General features: G+C 61.0%; 15 protein-coding genes and 1 pseudogene. 10 read left to right on the forward strand and 6 right to left on the reverse strand.

Annotation, left to right across the window (positions count from 1 at the left end; translation table 11 throughout):
* Positions 1-21: 21 nt before the first annotated feature.
* The 5 genes from AB4N85_RS25950 (at position 22) to tldD (ending at position 8,449) form a co-directional block, all read left to right on the forward strand.
* Positions 22-618, forward strand: coding sequence for a Maf family protein (locus AB4N85_RS25950; protein ID WP_150636098.1), 597 nt, complete (start codon positions 22-24; stop codon positions 616-618).
* 58 nt (positions 619-676) lie between these two features.
* The gene (rng, locus tag AB4N85_RS25955; protein WP_016771696.1) at positions 677-2,134 is read left to right on the forward strand and encodes a ribonuclease G; all 1,458 of its coding nucleotides are present in this window, start codon (positions 677-679) and stop codon (positions 2,132-2,134) included.
* 75 nt (positions 2,135-2,209) lie between these two features.
* Positions 2,210-6,013, forward strand: coding sequence for a YhdP family protein (locus AB4N85_RS25960; protein WP_252868804.1), 3,804 nt, complete (start codon positions 2,210-2,212; stop codon positions 6,011-6,013).
* Between the two features lie 128 nt (positions 6,014-6,141).
* Positions 6,142-7,002 (forward strand): carbon-nitrogen hydrolase family protein, encoded by an 861-nt coding sequence (locus AB4N85_RS25965; RefSeq protein ID WP_056782936.1) that lies wholly within the window; start codon positions 6,142-6,144, stop codon positions 7,000-7,002.
* A gap of 4 nt (positions 7,003-7,006) precedes the next feature.
* Complete coding sequence (gene tldD / locus AB4N85_RS25970) at positions 7,007-8,449, forward strand: metalloprotease TldD (RefSeq protein WP_016771693.1); 1,443 nt, start codon at positions 7,007-7,009, stop codon at positions 8,447-8,449.
* A gap of 51 nt (positions 8,450-8,500) precedes the next feature.
* Here the strand turns inward: tldD and yjgA are convergent, their stop codons facing one another.
* Positions 8,501-9,025: a ribosome biogenesis factor YjgA gene (gene yjgA, locus AB4N85_RS25975; RefSeq protein WP_016771692.1), complete on the reverse strand. Its 525-nt coding sequence runs from the start codon at positions 9,023-9,025 to the stop codon at positions 8,501-8,503.
* A gap of 108 nt (positions 9,026-9,133) precedes the next feature.
* Here yjgA and pmbA point away from each other — a divergent pair, with 108 nt between their 5' ends.
* From pmbA to AB4N85_RS26000, 5 genes and pseudogenes are all read left to right on the forward strand, one after another.
* A complete protein-coding gene (gene pmbA, locus AB4N85_RS25980; protein WP_024011613.1) occupies positions 9,134-10,480 on the forward strand; it encodes a metalloprotease PmbA in 1,347 nt (448 codons plus the stop codon).
* Positions 10,481-10,732: 252 nt separating this feature from the next.
* Positions 10,733-10,813: pseudogene (locus AB4N85_RS25985) on the forward strand (FagA protein); the annotation flags it as partial.
* A gap of 137 nt (positions 10,814-10,950) precedes the next feature.
* Positions 10,951-11,391, forward strand: coding sequence for a hypothetical protein (locus AB4N85_RS25990; RefSeq protein WP_042608764.1), 441 nt, complete (start codon positions 10,951-10,953; stop codon positions 11,389-11,391).
* 1 nt (position 11,392) lies between these two features.
* A complete protein-coding gene (locus AB4N85_RS25995; RefSeq protein ID WP_095180375.1) occupies positions 11,393-12,004 on the forward strand; it encodes a superoxide dismutase in 612 nt (203 codons plus the stop codon).
* Positions 12,005-12,033: 29 nt separating this feature from the next.
* Positions 12,034-12,927 (forward strand): ZIP family metal transporter, encoded by an 894-nt coding sequence (locus AB4N85_RS26000; RefSeq protein WP_252868805.1) that lies wholly within the window; start codon positions 12,034-12,036, stop codon positions 12,925-12,927.
* Positions 12,928-12,961: 34 nt separating this feature from the next.
* On the opposite strand, the gene AB4N85_RS26005 is transcribed toward AB4N85_RS26000, so the two are convergent.
* From AB4N85_RS26005 to AB4N85_RS26025, 5 genes are all read right to left on the reverse strand, one after another.
* Complete coding sequence (locus AB4N85_RS26005) at positions 12,962-13,237, reverse strand: HPr family phosphocarrier protein (RefSeq protein WP_016771685.1); 276 nt, start codon at positions 13,235-13,237, stop codon at positions 12,962-12,964.
* 15 nt (positions 13,238-13,252) lie between these two features.
* Positions 13,253-14,110 (reverse strand): RNase adapter RapZ, encoded by an 858-nt coding sequence (gene rapZ, locus AB4N85_RS26010; protein ID WP_041477977.1) that lies wholly within the window; start codon positions 14,108-14,110, stop codon positions 13,253-13,255.
* Positions 14,111-14,112: 2 nt separating this feature from the next.
* Positions 14,113-14,577, reverse strand: coding sequence for a PTS IIA-like nitrogen regulatory protein PtsN (gene ptsN, locus AB4N85_RS26015; protein ID WP_041477978.1), 465 nt, complete (start codon positions 14,575-14,577; stop codon positions 14,113-14,115).
* Between the two features lie 11 nt (positions 14,578-14,588).
* Complete coding sequence (gene hpf / locus AB4N85_RS26020) at positions 14,589-14,897, reverse strand: ribosome hibernation-promoting factor, HPF/YfiA family (RefSeq protein ID WP_007912419.1); 309 nt, start codon at positions 14,895-14,897, stop codon at positions 14,589-14,591.
* A gap of 73 nt (positions 14,898-14,970) precedes the next feature.
* Entirely contained in the window at positions 14,971-16,461 is a 1,491-nt protein-coding gene (locus AB4N85_RS26025) for an RNA polymerase factor sigma-54 (protein WP_041477979.1), read from the reverse strand.
* Positions 16,462-16,590 lie beyond the last annotated feature (129 nt).

Below are 16,590 nucleotides of genomic sequence, written 5' to 3' on the forward strand. Positions count from 1 at the left end.
ACTGAACAGGGAGATGTTTTGATGAAACTGCTTTACCTCGCCTCCGGCTCACCGCGTCGCCGTGAATTGCTCACGCAGATCGGCGTGCAGTTCTCCGCCATCAGCGCGGACATCGACGAAACCCCGCTTCCTGAAGAGTCCCCTTCGGCCTATGTCGAACGCCTTGCGCGTGGCAAGGCTGAGGCCGGTCGCTGTTCGGTCGTCTCTGATCAGCCGTTCTGCGTGCTTGGCGCCGACACCGCAGTGGTGCTCGACGGCAAAATACTTGGCAAACCGGTGGACGAAGCCGATGCATGCGCCATGCTGATGATGTTGTCCGGCAACGAACACGAAGTGCTGACCGCCATCGCCGTGCTTGAAGGCGAGCGCTGCGAGTCGCGGGTGGTGCGCAGTCGCGTGCGTTTCCGCACCATCAGCCGCGATGAGGCCGCTGCCTACTGGGCCAGTGGCGAACCGCGCGACAAGGCCGGCGGCTATGGCATTCAGGGCCTGGGTGCGGTGTTTGTCGCCGGGCTCGAAGGCAGCTACTCGGCGGTGGTCGGCTTGCCGTTGTGCGAAACCTGCGAGGTGTTGGGCCATTTCGGCATACCCTGTTGGCAAAACCTGAACACGCCCTGAGCGTCGTACGAATCCAGATGCGGCCACTATCGTGAACATGCCTGAACGAGATCCTGCCATGAGTGAAGAGATTCTGATCAACATCACGCCGATGGAATCGCGCGTGGCGGTGGTCGAAAACGGTGTGCTGCAAGAAGTCCACGTCGAGCGCACGCAGAAACGCGGGATCGTCGGCAACATCTATAAAGGCAAGATCGTTCGCGTCCTGCCGGGCATGCAGGCGGCATTTGTTGACATCGGCCTCGATCGTGCGGCTTTCATTCACGCCGCCGAAATCTCCCTGCGTGAAGGCCCGGCGGTGGAAAGCATCAGTTCGCTGGTGCACGAAGGCCAAAGTCTGGTGGTGCAAGTCACCAAAGACCCGATCGGCTCCAAAGGCGCACGCCTGACCACACAACTGTCGATCCCTTCGCGTTATCTGGTGTACATGCCGCGCACCGCTCATGTCGGCATTTCCCTGAAGATCGAAGACGAAGCCGAGCGCGAGCGCCTCAAGCAGGTGGTCAGTGATTGCGTGGCCAAAGAAGGCATCAAGGAGGCCGGCGGTTTCATTCTGCGCACGGCCGCGGAAGGCGCGGGCGCTGATGAAATCCTCATGGACATCCGTTACCTGCGGCGCCTCTGGGACCAGATCAACGAGCAGATCAAGACCATCGCCGCGCCGAGCGTGATCTACGAAGACCTCGGCCTGGCCCTGCGCACCCTGCGTGACCTGGTCAATCCGAAGATCGAGAAAATTCGCATCGACTCGCGGGAAACCTTCCAGAAAACCACGCAATTCGTCGCCGAACTGATGCCGGAAATCGCTGATCGTCTGGAACACTACCCGGGTGAACGACCGATCTTCGATCTGTACGGTGTCGAAGACGAAATCCAGCGCGCGCTGGAGCGCAAGGTGCCGCTGAAGTCTGGCGGCTATCTGGTGATCGATCCGGCGGAAGCCATGACCACCATCGACGTCAACACCGGGGCGTTCGTCGGTCATCGCAACCTCGAAGAAACCATTTTCAAGACCAATCTCGAAGCGGCCACGGCGATCGCCCGGCAGATGCGCCTGCGCAATCTCGGCGGGATCATCATCATCGACTTCATCGACATGGAAGATGAAGAGCACCAGCGTCAGGTCCTGCGCACTCTGGAGAAACAGCTGGAGCGCGACCACGCCAAGACCAACATCATCGGCATCACCGAGTTGGGCCTGGTGCAGATGACCCGCAAGCGCACCCGCGAAAGCCTTGAGCAGGTACTGTGCGAACCGTGCAGCAGTTGCCAGGGACGGGGCAAACTGAAAACCGCCGAAACCATCTGTTACGAGATCTTCCGCGAGATTCTCCGCGAGGCGCGGGCCTATCAGGCCGAGGGTTACCGGGTGCTGGCCAACCAGAAGGTGGTCGATCGTCTGCTCGATGAAGAGTCCGGTAACGTCGCCGAGCTTGAAGGCTTCATCGGTCGCACCATACGCTTCCAGGTGGAAACCATGTATTCCCAGGAACAATATGACGTGGTGCTGCTCTGAAACCCTGCATCACCCTTCATTCAACGCGGCTGGCCTCAGCTTTTCGCAGTTTTTTTGCCATGGGAGCCAACTGACATGGAGCGTCTGACACGCATTCTGGCCGCACTCACCCGCTGGGGGCTGGGCCTGTGCGCGTTGGTTCTGGTGTTGATGGCGTTGTACGTCAGCCTCGGCCGCGAGCTGACCCCTCTGGTGGCGGAATACCGCGCCGACATCGAAGACAAGGCCAGCGCCGCCCTCGGCATGCCCTTGCAGATCGGTGAGCTGGAAGGCAACTGGAGCGGTTTCGCGCCGATCCTGATGGCCCATGACGTGATGGTCGGCGACGGCGCCAACGCGCTGCGCCTCGACCGCGTACGGGTAGTGCCGGATATGTGGGGCAGCTTGCTCGCCCGCGAAGTACGCCTCGCGCATATCGAACTCAACGGTTTGAAGATCAGCCTCAAGGAAGCCGAAGACGGTACCTGGGCGCTGGAAGGGCTGCCGGTGCAGAAGGATCAGCCGTTCGATGCGGCGCAACTGTTCCAGCGCTCGCAGATGATCAGACAATTGTCGGTGCTCGACAGCCAGGTGACCCTGCAACCGCTCGATCACCCGCCCATGACGCTCACCTATGTCGGCCTCAATCTGCGTACCGGCGCCAGCCGCCAGCGTCTCGACGCGCGTCTGACCTTGCCCGATGGCCAGCCTGTCGCGCTGAGCCTGCGCAGCCAGCTGCGTCCTGATCAGTGGCAGAACAGCGCCATCGAGGGCTATGCCAGTCTGCCGCAGAGCGACTGGGCGAAATGGCTGCCAGAGCGCCTGACCCAGCAATGGAATTTTTCCGAGATCAAGGCCGGCGGCGAACTCTGGGTCGATTGGGCCGAAGGCGCGTTGCAAAGCGCCGCGTTGCGCCTGAATGCGCCGCAAGTGACCGGTGCCTACGCCGAGCGCAAGCCGATCCAGATCAGCAATCTGGCGCTCAACGCCTATTACCGCAACACAGCCGAAGGGGTGAAAGTCACTCTTGATTCACTGGCGATGAGCTTCGGCGACACCCGCTGGGAATCCCATGTGCAGGTGCAGCAGACTCGCGCCAGCGCCAAGGCTGAAGAGCTCTGGCATTTGCAGGCCGATCGCCTCGATCTGACCCCGATCACGCCGCTGCTCAATGCGCTGGGGCCGTTGCCACAAAGCTTCGCCACAGTGGTCGAGCGTTTGAAGGTAACCGGCGGCCTGCGTAACGTGTTGCTGGACTTCCGCCCGACCGCCACCGATGGCAACAAATTCGGCTTTGCCGCCAACCTCGACAACGTCGGTTTCGATGCCTACCACGGCGCTCCGGCGGCGCGCAATGTCAGTGGCAGCCTGAGTGGCAACCTCGACGGCGGCGAGTTGCGCCTCGACAGCAAGGACTTCGTCCTGCACCTCGATCCGATTTTCGCCAAGCCATGGCAATACCTGCAGGCCAATGCGCGGCTGACCTGGAAGCTCGACAAGGATGGCTTCACCCTGATTGCGCCATACCTCAAGGTATTGGGCGAGGAGGGAAAGATTGCCGGCGATTTCCTCATTCGCCTGCACTTTGACCATAGCCAGGAAGACTACATGGACCTGCGCGTCGGCCTGGTTGATGGCGACGGTCGCTACACCGCGAAATACCTGCCGGCGGTGTTGAGCCCGGCGCTTGATGAGTGGCTGCGCACAGCGATCCTCAAAGGCGCAGTGGACCAGGGCTTCTTCCAGTATCAGGGCTCGCTGAGCAAGAACGCTGGCGAGGCTGATCGCAGCATCAGCCTGTTCTTCAAAGTGCACGACGCCGAGCTGGCGTTTCAGCCGGGCTGGCCGCATGTGAGCAAAGTCAGCGGCGATGTGTTCATCGAAGACAGCGGCGTGCGCATCTGGGCCAGCAAAGGCCAGTTGCTCGACACCCAAGTCAGCGATGTCTTCGTCAATATTCCTCATGTACCGGCCGGGCAGAACTCGCATTTGTTCCTGGATGGCGCATTTGCCGGTGGCCTGGGCGACGGCTTGAAGATTCTTCAGGATGCGCCGATCGGCACTGGTGAGACCTTTGCCGGTTGGGAGGGCGCGGGTGATCTGAATGGCAAGCTCAAGCTGGATATTCCGCTGGCCAAGGGCGAGCAGCCGAAAATCCTCGTCGATTTCAAAACGGCCAACGCGCGGCTGAAACTGGCCGAACCGAAGCTCGAACTGAGCCAGCTCAAGGGCGATTTCCGCTTCGACAGCAATAAAGGCCTCAGCGGCCAGAACATCTCTGCACGGGCCTTCGACAAAGCGGTCACTGCGCAGATCTTCGCTGATGGCAGCCCCAACCAGATCAAGACCCGGGTTGCGGCGTCGGGGCAGGTTGAAGTGAAAAAGCTCACCGATTGGCTGGGCGTGACCCAGCCGTTGCCGGTGTCCGGGACGATTCCGTATCAGTTGCAGCTGAATCTTTCCGGGGCCGACAGCCAGTTGCTGGTCAGCTCCAGCCTCAAAGGCGTGGCGGTGGATCTGCCGGCGCCGTTCGGCATGACCGCCGATGTCGGGCGCGACACAGTGTTTCGCATGACCCTGCAAGGGCAGGAGCGGCGTTACTGGTTCAATTACGATCAACTGGCCAATTTCACTTTTGCTGCGCCGCCGAGCAATTTCGCCGACGGCCGTGGCGAACTGTTTCTCGGCGCTGGCGAAGCGGTGTTGCCGGGCGCCAAGGGCCTGCGCATTCGCGGGGTGCTGTCGGAACTGGACGTCGCGCCGTGGCAGGATCTGGCCAGCAAGTACGCTGGCGGGGATCCGGGCGGCAGCGCCAAACAACTGCTGAGCAGTGCTGACATCAAGGTCGGCAAATTGACCGCGTTCGGCACCACGCTGGATCAGGCTTCGGTGCAGATCAATCGCAAGCCAGGCGCGTGGAACCTGGCGCTGGATAGCCAACAGGCCAAGGGCAGCGCCAGCCTGCCGGATGCCAAGGGCGTACCGATTGCGGTGAATCTGCAATACGTGAAACTGCCGGCGCCGGACCCGGCGGTGCAGGCTGACGAGAATGCGCCGGATCCATTGGCGTCGGTCGACCCGACGAAAATCCCGGCGCTGGATATCACCCTCAATCAGTTGTTCCTCGGCCCCGATCTGGTCGGTGGCTGGTCGCTGAAAGTGCGGCCGACCGCCAAGGGCATCGCGCTGAACAACCTCGACATGGGCCTCAAGGGTATCCTGCTGCAAGGCAACGGCGGCTGGGAAGGCGCGCCGGGGGCGACCAGCAGTTGGTACAAGGGCCGCATTGGCGGCAAGAATCTGGCCGACGTGCTCAAAGGCTGGGGCTTCGCGCCGAGCGTGACCAGCGAAGAATTCCATATGGATGTCGACGGCCGTTGGCCGGGCTCGCCGGCGTGGCTGGCGACCAAGCGCTTCTCCGGCACCCTCGATGCCTCGCTGAACAAAGGCCAGTTCGTTGAAGTGGAAGGCGGTGCTCAGGCGCTGCGGGTGTTCGGCCTGCTCAACTTCAACTCGATCGGCCGGCGCCTGCGTCTGGACTTCTCCGACCTGTTCGGCAAAGGCCTGAGCTACGACCGGGTCAAAGGTTTGCTGGTGGCGAACAATGGTGTCTACGTGACACGTGAGCCGATTCGCCTGACCGGGCCTTCGAGCAACCTTGAGCTGGACGGCACGCTGGATCTGGTTGGTGACAAGGTCGATGCGAAATTGCTGGTGACCTTGCCGGTGACCAACAACCTGCCGATCGCCGCGTTGCTCGTCGGCGCACCGGCGGTCGGCGGCGCGCTGTTCCTCATCGACAAGCTGATCGGCGACCGCGTCGCGCGCTTCGCCAGCGTCAAGTACACCGTCAAAGGCCCATGGAAAGAGCCGAAAATCACCTTCGACAAGCCTTTTTAACTAGCAGACACTACCCGTGTAGGAGCTGCCGAAGGCTGCGATCTTTTGATCTGGCTCTTAAAAAAAATCAACAGATCGCAGCCTTCGGCAGCTCCTACACAGTCATATGCAAATCCCGGGGAGCGGCCATGTCTTTAGCGGTGATTCAAATGGTCAGCCAGAGCGACGTGCCGGCCAATCTGGCCCAGGCCCGGCGCCTGCTTGAACAGGCCGCCGCCGGCGGGGCGAAACTCGCGGTGCTGCCGGAAAACTTCGCCGCCATGGGCCGTCGCGACGTCGCCGATATCGGCCGCGCCGAGGCCTTGGGCGAAGGGCCGATCCTGCCATGGTTGAAACAGACCGCCCGCGACCTCACCTTATGGATAGTCGCCGGCACGTTGCCGTTGCCACCGTTGGGTCAACCCACGGCCAAAGCCAATGCCTGCTCATTGCTGATCAACGAGCACGGCGAGGTGGTCGCGCGCTATGACAAGCTGCATCTGTTCGATGTCGATGTCGCCGACAATCGCGGCCGGTACCGTGAATCCGATGACTATGCTTATGGCGGTAATGTAGTGGTGGCGGATACGCCGGTGGGGCGAGTCGGTCTGAGCGTGTGTTACGACTTGCGTTTCCCGGAGCTGTACAGTGAATTGCGTGCCGCCGGTGCCGAATTGATTACTGCACCGTCGGCGTTTACGGCCGTGACCGGCGCCGCGCACTGGGATGTACTGATCCGCGCGCGGGCCATCGAAACACAGTGTTATATCCTGGCGGCCGCGCAGGGCGGCAGCCATCCCGGACCGCGTGAAACCTTCGGGCATGCGGCGATTGTCGACCCGTGGGGGCGCGTACTGGCCCAACAGGATCAAGGCGAGGCGGTGTTGCTGGCCGCCCGCGACAGCGATGAACAAGCGTCCATCCGGGCGCGCATGCCGGTGACGCGTCATCGGCGGTTTTTCTCGCAGGGCGCCCAGCGGCCTGCTTCAGAACACGAATTTAAGGCGTAAACCTATGAGCGAGTTGTTGTCCTCAGTCAGTGATCACCTGTTGGCACCCGGCGGTGTCACGATCGAGAGCCTGCAAGGCGTGCTCGGCGATCTGGCCGGACCGGGCATCGATGCCGCCGACCTGTATTTCCAGGGCCAGATTTCCGAGTCATGGGCGTTGGAAGACGGCATCGTCAAGGAAGGCAGCTTCAACCTCGATCAGGGTGTCGGCGTGCGTGCACAGTCCGGTGAGAAGACCGGTTTTGCCTACAGCAACGCGATCACCCTCGAGGCCCTCGGCGCAGCGGCCCGCGCCGCGCGTTCGATCTCCCGTGCCGGACAGAACGGCACCGTGCAGGCATTCACCAGCCAGGACGTCGCGCAGCTGTACGCGCCGGATAACCCGCTGGAAGTGCTCAGCCGCGCGGAAAAAGTCGAGTTGCTCAAACGCATCGACGTCGCCACCCGCGCACTCGATCCACGGATTCAGCAGGTCAGCGTGAGCATGGCCGGGGTCTGGGAGCGGATTCTGGTGGCCTCCACCGACGGTGGCCTGGCCGCCGACGTGCGACCGCTGGTGCGCTTCAATGTCAGCGTCATCGTTGAGCAGAACGGCCGGCGCGAACGCGGCGGGCATGGCGGCGGCGGGCGTACCGATTACCGCTACTTCCTCGCCGAAGACCGCGCCATGGGTTATGCCCGCGAAGCGCTGCGCCAGGCACTGGTCAACCTTGAAGCAATTCCAGCGCCGGCCGGTACCTTGCCGGTGGTGCTGGGTTCCGGCTGGTCCGGGGTGCTGCTGCACGAAGCGGTCGGTCACGGTCTGGAAGGCGATTTCAACCGCAAGGGCAGCTCGGCCTATAGCGGGCGCATGGGCGAAATGGTTGCCTCCAAGCTTTGCACCATCGTCGATGACGGCACCTTGAGCGGTCGTCGCGGTTCGCTGAGCGTCGATGACGAAGGCACACCAACCGAGTGCACCACGCTGATCGAAAACGGCGTGCTCAAGGGCTACATGCAAGACAAGCTCAATGCGCGGCTGATGGGCGTGGCGCGCACCGGTAACGGTCGTCGCGAATCCTATGCGCATCTGCCGATGCCACGCATGACCAACACCTACATGCTCGGTGGCGAAAGTGATCCGGCGGAAATCATCGCTTCGGTGAAGAAGGGCATCTACTGCGCCAACCTCGGCGGCGGTCAGGTCGATATCACCAGCGGCAAGTTCGTGTTCTCGACGAGCGAGGCTTATCTGATCGAGGACGGCAAGATCACCGCACCGGTCAAAGGCGCGACATTGATCGGCAACGGCCCCGAGGCGATGAGCCGGGTGTCGATGGTTGGTAACGATCTGGCGCTGGATAGCGGTGTGGGTACGTGCGGTAAGGATGGGCAGTCGGTGCCGGTGGGTGTCGGCCAGCCAACGCTGAAAATCGATGCGATTACCGTGGGTGGCACGGGCGCATAAGAACGGTGGGGCTTTCGGGTGGCGCGCAGGACGGCCACCCGGTGGCGATTTTCAACGCAGGCCGCGTTGAGTCTCGTCCAGCTCCCGAATGTATTTGAAGATCTTGCGGCTCGAAGCAGGTGGTTTGTTTTGCGCAACCTCATGCTGGGCCTGACGGATCAGGGAACGCAATTGCTGGCGATCGGCGTCCGGGTACTCGATGACGAATTTCTCCAGCACGGCGTCATCGCCCGCGATCAGGCGGTCACGCCAGCGTTCCAGATTATGGAAACGCTCGTTGTACTGGCGAGTGGAGGCATCGAGTTGATCGAGCAGAGTCAGAATCGCGTCAGTGTCCTGGTCGCGCATCAGTTTGCCGATGAACTGCAAATGCCGTTTACGCGCGATGTTCGCGGTGTGCTTGGGCGCATCGGCCAATGCCCGGCGCAAAGCGTCGGTCAACGGCAGTTTGGCGACCAGATCAGGCTTGAGTGTGGTCAGGCGCTCGCCGAGGTCAACCAGCGCATGCAACTCGCGTTTGACCTGAGATTTGCTTTTTTCTCCCGTATCGAGGGAGTCGTCGTAAGAATCAACCATGGTGGCAGTCCGCAAAGAAACGCCGCCATGATAACCAGTCGGGGGCCGCTTGTCCGGCCCGGTCGCTCGATGACCCCAGCCGAAAGCAGAATTTGAGTGGAGATGAGCATGAGTGCAGTTCAAAGCGTCGGCCCGCAGGCATTGCCGGCACTGCAAGAACAGGTCGAGCAGATCATCGCCGAAGCCAAGCGCCAAGGCGCCAGCGCCTGTGAAGTCGCGGTGTCGCTGGAGCAGGGGCTGTCGACCTCGGTGCGTCAGCGCGAGGTCGAAACCGTTGAATTCAATCGTGATCAGGGTTTTGGCATCACCCTGTACGTCGGCCAGCGCAAAGGCTCGGCCAGCACCTCGGCCACCGGGCCGGAGGCGATTCGTGAAACCGTCGCTGCAGCACTCGCGATAGCCAAACACACCTCCGAGGACGAAGCCTCGGGTCTGGCCGACGCCGCACTGATGGCCAGGGATGTGCAGGATTTCGACCTGTTCCACGAATGGGACATCACCCCGGAACAGGCCATTGAGAAGGCTTTGCTCTGCGAGGCAGCCGCGTTCGATGCCGATGCGCGGATCAAGAACGCCGACGGCACCACCCTCAGCACCCATCAGGGCTGCCGGGTTTATGGCAACAGCCACGGTTTCATCGGCGGTTACGCGTCGACCCGGCACAGCCTGAGTTGCGTGATGATCGCCGAAGCTGACGGACAGATGCAGCGCGATTACTGGTATGACGTCAATCGCCAGGGCAGTCTGCTCGCCGATCCGGTGAGCATCGGCCAGCGTGCCGCGCAACGGGCGGCGAGCCGTCTGGGCGCGCGGCCGGTGCCGACCTGCGAAGTGCCGGTGCTGTTTTCCGCCGAACTGGCGGGCGGTCTGTTCGGCAGCTTCCTCTCGGCAGTATCCGGCGGCAGCCTGTATCGCAAATCGTCGTTTCTGGAAGGCACACTGGGGCAGAAGCTGTTCCCGGAATGGCTGACCATTGATGAGCGTCCGCATCTGATGCGTGCCATGGGCAGTGCTTCCTACGACGGTGATGGCCTGGCGACTTACGCGAAACCGTTCGTCGAAAAGGGCGAGTTGGTCTCCTACATCCTCGGCACCTATTCCGGACGGAAACTGGGCATGCCGAGCACCGCCAACGCGGGCGGGGTGCACAACCTGTTCGTCACCCATGGCGACGAGGATCAGGCAGCACTGCTCAAGCGTATGGGCCGGGGATTGCTGGTCACCGAGTTGATGGGCCATGGCCTGAACATGGTCACCGGTGACTATTCGCGCGGCGCTGCGGGCTTCTGGGTGGAAAACGGCGAGATCCAGTTCGCCGTGCAGGAAGTGACCATCGCCGGCAACATGCGTGACATGTTCAAGCAGATTGTCGCAGTGGGTAATGATCTGGAACTGCGCAGCAACATTCGCACCGGGTCTGTGTTGATCGAGCGGATGACTGTCGCCGGCAGCTAAGCCGCGAATCCGCCAACAAAAAAAGGCGCGCCATCCGTTGTGGATGGCGCGCCTTTTTTATTCGCTTCGCACAAATCCCCTGTGGGAGCGAGCCTGCTCGCGAAAGCGGTGGATCAGTTGCAAATGTGCTGGCTGACACGGCGCATTCGCGAGCAGGCTCGCTCCCACAAATGAACAGCGCAAACTCGAACGCTTGTTTTGGTTCTCATTATCATCTAATAATAAATCTCATTTCCGGACGAGTCACGGATCATGAGTTCTGCCTTGCACGAGCAGCCCTACCTCGAAAGCCGGCGCTGGATGAGTCGCCAGATCCGTTGCGCGCTAACGCCTGCAAGGAAGGCTGTGCGGTGATCGACGTCGCCCTGGAACACACCCGCCTGTCGCGCAGCCAGCTGAAAGAGTTGCTCAACCCCGAGAAACTCACCGCCGGCGGCGTGTAAACCCCGCAACCGCTTTGGAGGCTCATCATGGAGCACTGGAAACGCACGATCGAACGGGCCAATCGCTGCTTCATGCTGGGCGAACTGATCGACGCCCGCGAGGCTTACCTGCAAGCCCTGGCCCTGGCGCAAGTGTTGTTCGAACGCTGGGCGGATGCCGACGAAGCGGTGGCGGCCTGCGTCGTCTCACATCACAACCTGGCTGACCTGCATCTGCGCCTGAACCAACCGGAGGAGAGCGCCGAATATCTCTGTGCCATCCATCAACGTTTGTTGCAGACCATGCAGGACGAGCGCTTGCGTCCGGCCCTGCGTGAGGCGGCGCTGCGCCAGAGCAGCAAGACCTATGTCGAACTGTTGAACTTCATCAGCGAGCACGGCGAATACCCACGCACCCAGCGCCTGCTGCATCCGGACACCGGCAATGCCCGCCGCGCCTCAACTTCTCATCAGTATGGAGTCCATTGAAATGGCTTTTACCTTGCCTGCCTTGCCTTACGCCTACGATGCCCTCGAGCCGCACATCGATGCGCAGACCATGGAAATCCATTACACCAAGCATCACCAGACCTACATCAACAACCTCAACGCCGCCGTGGAAGGCACCGAGTTCGCCGAGTGGCCGGTAGAAAAACTCGTCGCCAGCGTGCAGCAACTGCCGGAAAAACTTCGCGCGGCGGTGATCAATCAGGGCGGCGGCCACGCCAACCATTCGCTGTTCTGGGAAGTGATGGTGCCCAACGGTGGCGGCAAGCCCAGCGGCGCGCTGGCCAAGGCCATCGACGAGCAACTGGGCGGACTCGACAGTTTCAAGGAAGCGTTCACCAAAGCCGCGCTGACCCGTTTTGGCAGCGGCTGGGCGTGGCTGAGCGTGACACCGGATAAAAAACTGGTCGTGGAAAGCAGCGGCAACCAGGACAGCCCGTTGATGAACGGCAACACCCCGATCCTTGGCCTCGATGTCTGGGAGCACGCTTACTACCTGCGTTACCAGAACCGTCGCCCGGAATACATCAACGCGTTCTACAACGTGATCAACTGGCCGGAAGTTGCTGCGCGCTATCAGGCCGCACTGGTTTAAGCCTTCAATAAAAACAATCAGGGCTGACTATGGGCACGGAAACACTGGCGATTGGCAGTGGGCGCATGTTTCGTTACGCGGTGGGTTCGCTGTTGCTGTTGGCGGGTATGACTTTACTGGTCGCCCACGCTTTGCAATGGCTGAATCTGGAACCGAGGCTGTTACGAGCCTTGCAGGGCGGTGCCATCTGCGCCTTGGGCACGGCGCTTGGCGCGGTGCCGGTGCTGGTGATACGGCGCATGCCGCAGGCACTCAGCGACACCTTGCTGGGATTTGGTGCCGGGGTGATGCTGGCGGCGACGGCGTTTTCGTTGATCGTGCCGGGCATAGCTGCGGCTGAGAGCCTTGGCCTGACGCCGTGGGCCGCCAGTGGCCTGATCTGCTTTGGCATCCTGCTCGGTGCGTTCGGTCTGTATCTGGTGGATCGGCGCATTTGCGGTGCCTCGCCGGAGATGCTCGTCGGCACGTTGGAGCATCCGGTGATTCCACCGCGAATCTGGCTGTTCGTGTTCGCCATCATCGCGCACAACATTCCGGAAGGCATGGCGGTTGGCGTATCTGCCGGAGGCGGGGTGGCGGACGCCGACAGTCTGGCGATGGGCATTGCGTTGCAGGATGTGCCGGAAGGACTGGTGATTGCTCTGGTGCTGGCCGGGGCGGGAATGTCGCGGGTCAGAGCGTTTCTGATCGGCGCGGCGTCGGGGCTGGTCGAACCGATATTTGCGCTGCTGTGTGCGTGGCTCGTGAGTCTGGCTCAGGTGCTGTTGCCGTTGGGGCTGGCACTGGCGGCGGGGGCGATGTTGCTGGTGGTGACCCACGAAGTGATCCCGGAATCGCGCCGTCATGGGCATGACAAGCTGGCCAGTCTGGGCCTTCTGATCGGGTTTTGTCTGATGATGGTGATGGATACGGCGTTGGGGTGAATGGAGGCGAGGAACAGTGTCCCCGCCTCGAGGATTATTCACCTTCGTCGAAATACCTTTCGATCAGATCGACCAATGCGTCCATGGCTTCCTGAGCCTGTTCGCCTTCGGTGCTCAAATGGATCTTGGTGCCTTTACCCGCCGCGAGCATCATCATTGCCATGATGCTCTTGCCGTCGACAGTCGTTTCAGGTGTGCGTCCCACTCGGATCGTGCAGTCTGGATACTGACCCGCCACGCCGACAAATTTGGCCGATGCCCGGGCATGCAGGCCCAGCTTATTGATGATTTCGATTTCACGAGCAGGCATCGCGGTGTGGATCCTTTAGGTGAGGTCGCGGTGGCGAACCTGGACGTTCTTCAGGGTTTTCTGCAGGGCCTGACCCAGTCGTTCGGTCAGGTAGACGGAGCGGTGATGCCCGCCGGTGCAGCCAATGGCAATGGTGACGTAGGCGCGGTTGCTGGCGGCGAAGCGTGGCAGCCACTTGTTCAGGTAGGCGTAGATGTCCTGATACATTTCTTCGACATCCGGCTGCTGCGCCAGGTACTCGGCCACAGGGGCATCGAGGCCGGATTGCGCGCGCAGCTCCGGTTTCCAGTACGGATTGGGCAGGCAGCGCACGTCGAACACGAGGTCGGCGTCGACCGGCATGCCGCGCTTGAAGCCGAACGACTCGACCAGAAACGCCGTACCGGGCTCCGGTTGATTCAACAGGCGCAACTTGATGGTGTCGCGCAGTTGATACAGATTCAGGCTGGTGGTGTTGATTTTCAGGTCGGCCAGATCGGCGATCGGACCAAGCAGGGCGGTTTCATCGTGAATCGCCTCGGCCAGTGAGCGATTTGCGTTGCTCAGCGGGTGACGACGACGGGTCTCGGAAAAACGCTTGAGCAGGGTTTCTTCATCGGCGTCCAGGTACAGCACATCGCACTTGATATGCTTGGCACGCACGTCTTCGAGCAACTCAGGGAAACGTGACAGATGGCTGGGCAGGTTGCGCGCATCGATCGACACGGCGACCAGCGGCTGCGCCAGTTCTGTGTGAATCAGCGCCCGCTCGGCCAGTTCCGGCAGCAAACCGGCCGGCAGATTGTCGATGCAGTAGTAGCCGTTGTCCTCAAGGACATTCAGGGCGGTACTTTTACCCGAGCCCGAACGGCCACTGACAATGATCAAACGCATGATTAGTGCCCGTTCTGCTCGTCCAGTACAACCTGGTACAAGGCTTCATTGCTCGGAGCGCTGCGTAGCTTGTCGCGCACTTCCTTGCGGTCGAGCATGCTGGCGATCTGGCGCAACAACTCCAGATGCGCGTCGGTTGCGGCTTCCGGGACCAGCAGTACGAACAACAGGTCCACCGGAGCGCCGTCGATGGCGTCGAAATCGATCGGGGCTTCGAGGTGCAGCAGGGCGCTCACTGGCCCCGCGCAGCCCTTGAGGCGGCAGTGGGGAATGGCGATGCCGTTGCCAAAACCGGTGGAGCCGAGTTTTTCACGGGCGATCAGCGCCTCGAAGACATCCTGCATCGCCAGATCCGGCACTTCGCGGTGGATCAGGTTGGCAATCTGTTCGAGGGCTTTTTTCTTGCTGCCGCCCGGCGCGTTCACTTGGGAACGGCCGGGGGTCAGGATGGTTTCAAGTCGGATCATGGATAGGGGTGTTAACGACCGGTCGCGCCCTGGAGGAGGCTCTGGGTCTTTTCCTTATGCTTTTTGAGTTGGCGATCCAGCTTGTCGGTAAGTGAGTCGATCGCAGCGTACATGTCGGTATCTTCTGCGTTTGCGACCACTTCACTGCCGGGAATATGCAAGGTGGCTTCGATCTTCTGTTTCAGCTTTTCGACGCACATCGTGACCTGCACGTTGGTGATCTTGTCGAAATGTCGCTCCAGTCGCTGGAGTTTTTCCTCGATGTAGGAACGCAGAGGTTGGGTCACTTCCAGTTGGTGTCCACTGATGTTGACTTGCATACAGCTTCTCCTTCGTTGCCAGTGCATAAAGCGGCAGGCCGAAAAGCCTGCCACTGGAACGCTGTAACGTGGCTTACATCAACCGCTTGCGTTCGCTCGAAGGCGCGATTCCGAGGGATTCGCGGTACTTGGCGACGGTGCGGCGAGCCACCTGAATGCCTTGTGCCTCCAGTAAACCAGCGATCTTGCTGTCACTCAACGGCTTTTTCTGATTTTCCGCAGCGACCAGTTTCTTGATGATCGCGCGGATCGCCGTGGACGAGCATTCGCCGCCTTCGGAGGTGCTGACGTGGCTGGAGAAAAAGTATTTCAGCTCATAAATACCGCGCGGGGTATGCATGAATTTTTGTGTGGTCACCCGGGAAATCGTCGATTCGTGCATGCCGACCGCTTCGGCGATGTCATGCAATACCAACGGCTTCATTGCTTCGTCGCCGTACTCGAGGAAGCCGCGCTGATGTTCGACGATCTGCGTGGCCACTTTCATCAGGGTTTCGTTGCGGCTCTGCAGGCTCTTGATGAACCAGCGGGCCTCCTGCAACTGGTTGCGCATGAAAGTGTTGTCGGCGCTGGTGTCGGCACGCTTCACAAAACCGGCGTACTGGGCGTTGACGCGCAGGCGAGGCACCGATTCCTGGTTCAGCTCGACCAGCCAGCGCTCGTTGTCCTTGCGCACGATCACGTCGGGAATGACGTATTCGGCTTCGGTCGACTCGATCTGTGAGCCGGGACGCGGATTGAGGCTCTGCACCAGTTCGATGACCTGACGCAGCTCGTCTTCCTTGAGCTTCATGCGCCGCATCAACTGGCTGTAATCGCGGCTGCCGAGCAGGTCGATGTAATCGGCGACCAGACGCTTGGCCTCGGTCAGCCACGGCGTCTTCGCGGGCAGCTGGCGCAATTGCAGCAGCAGGCATTCGCTGAGGTTGCGTGCGCCGATACCGGCGGGCTCGAATTGCTGGATGCGATGCAGGACGGCTTCGATTTCGTCGAGCTCGATGTCCAGTTCCGGGTCGAACGCTTCAAGAATTTCTTCGAGTGTTTCGTCCAGATAGCCCTGATTGTTGATGCAGTCGATCAGGGTCACGGCGATCAGGCGATCGGTGTCGGACATCGGCGCCAGGTTCAGTTGCCAGAGCAGATGACTCTGCAGGCTCTCGCCGGCCGACGTGCGGGTGGTGAAATCCCACTCATCGTCATCGCTGCTGGGCAGGCTGCTGGCGCTGGTCTGGTAAACGTCTTCCCAGGCAGTATCCACTGGCAGTTCGTTGGGGATGCGCTCGTTCCAATCGCCATCCTCGAGGTTATCCACCGTCGGGGCGGTTTCCTGGTAGGAGGGTTCCTGGATTTCGGCGGGCTTCTGTTCGGCGTTGTCGGCCAGCGGATCGGCATTGTCGAAGTCGTCGCCTTCTTCCTGGCGCTCGAGCATCGGATTGGATTCCAGAGCCTCCTGGATCTCCTGTTGCAGGTCCAGGGTCGACAATTGGAGCAGGCGGATGGCCTGTTGCAGCTGCGGTGTCATCGTCAGCTGCTGGCCCATTCTCAAGACTAGCGATGGTTTCATGGCAGGGGCTTAACACCTTATTCGCCGGCGCTTTGCGCCATCCACTACAGGGCGCCGAAGCGCCAAACTTAAGCAAATTATATGCCTGAAACTGAAGTGTTTGCCTAGAGCGCTGTAACAATTAAAGCG

The organism is Pseudomonas sp. H1_G08 (assembly GCF_054681355.1).

Coding starts and splice junctions, on each gene's coding strand:
- AB4N85_RS25950 (WP_150636098.1), top strand. CDS start 22: ATGAAACTGCTTTACCTCGCCTCCGGCTCACCGCGTCGCCGTGAATTG.
- rng (WP_016771696.1), top strand. CDS start 677: ATGAGTGAAGAGATTCTGATCAACATCACGCCGATGGAATCGCGCGTG.
- AB4N85_RS25960 (WP_252868804.1), top strand. CDS start 2,210: ATGGAGCGTCTGACACGCATTCTGGCCGCACTCACCCGCTGGGGGCTG.
- AB4N85_RS25965 (WP_056782936.1), top strand. CDS start 6,142: ATGTCTTTAGCGGTGATTCAAATGGTCAGCCAGAGCGACGTGCCGGCC.
- tldD (WP_016771693.1), top strand. CDS start 7,007: ATGAGCGAGTTGTTGTCCTCAGTCAGTGATCACCTGTTGGCACCCGGC.
- yjgA (WP_016771692.1), bottom strand. CDS start 9,025: ATGGTTGATTCTTACGACGACTCCCTCGATACGGGAGAAAAAAGCAAA.
- pmbA (WP_024011613.1), top strand. CDS start 9,134: ATGAGTGCAGTTCAAAGCGTCGGCCCGCAGGCATTGCCGGCACTGCAA.
- AB4N85_RS25990 (WP_042608764.1), top strand. CDS start 10,951: ATGGAGCACTGGAAACGCACGATCGAACGGGCCAATCGCTGCTTCATG.
- AB4N85_RS25995 (WP_095180375.1), top strand. CDS start 11,393: ATGGCTTTTACCTTGCCTGCCTTGCCTTACGCCTACGATGCCCTCGAG.
- AB4N85_RS26000 (WP_252868805.1), top strand. CDS start 12,034: ATGGGCACGGAAACACTGGCGATTGGCAGTGGGCGCATGTTTCGTTAC.
- AB4N85_RS26005 (WP_016771685.1), bottom strand. CDS start 13,237: ATGCCTGCTCGTGAAATCGAAATCATCAATAAGCTGGGCCTGCATGCC.
- rapZ (WP_041477977.1), bottom strand. CDS start 14,110: ATGCGTTTGATCATTGTCAGTGGCCGTTCGGGCTCGGGTAAAAGTACC.
- ptsN (WP_041477978.1), bottom strand. CDS start 14,577: ATGATCCGACTTGAAACCATCCTGACCCCCGGCCGTTCCCAAGTGAAC.
- hpf (WP_007912419.1), bottom strand. CDS start 14,897: ATGCAAGTCAACATCAGTGGACACCAACTGGAAGTGACCCAACCTCTG.
- AB4N85_RS26025 (WP_041477979.1), bottom strand. CDS start 16,461: ATGAAACCATCGCTAGTCTTGAGAATGGGCCAGCAGCTGACGATGACA.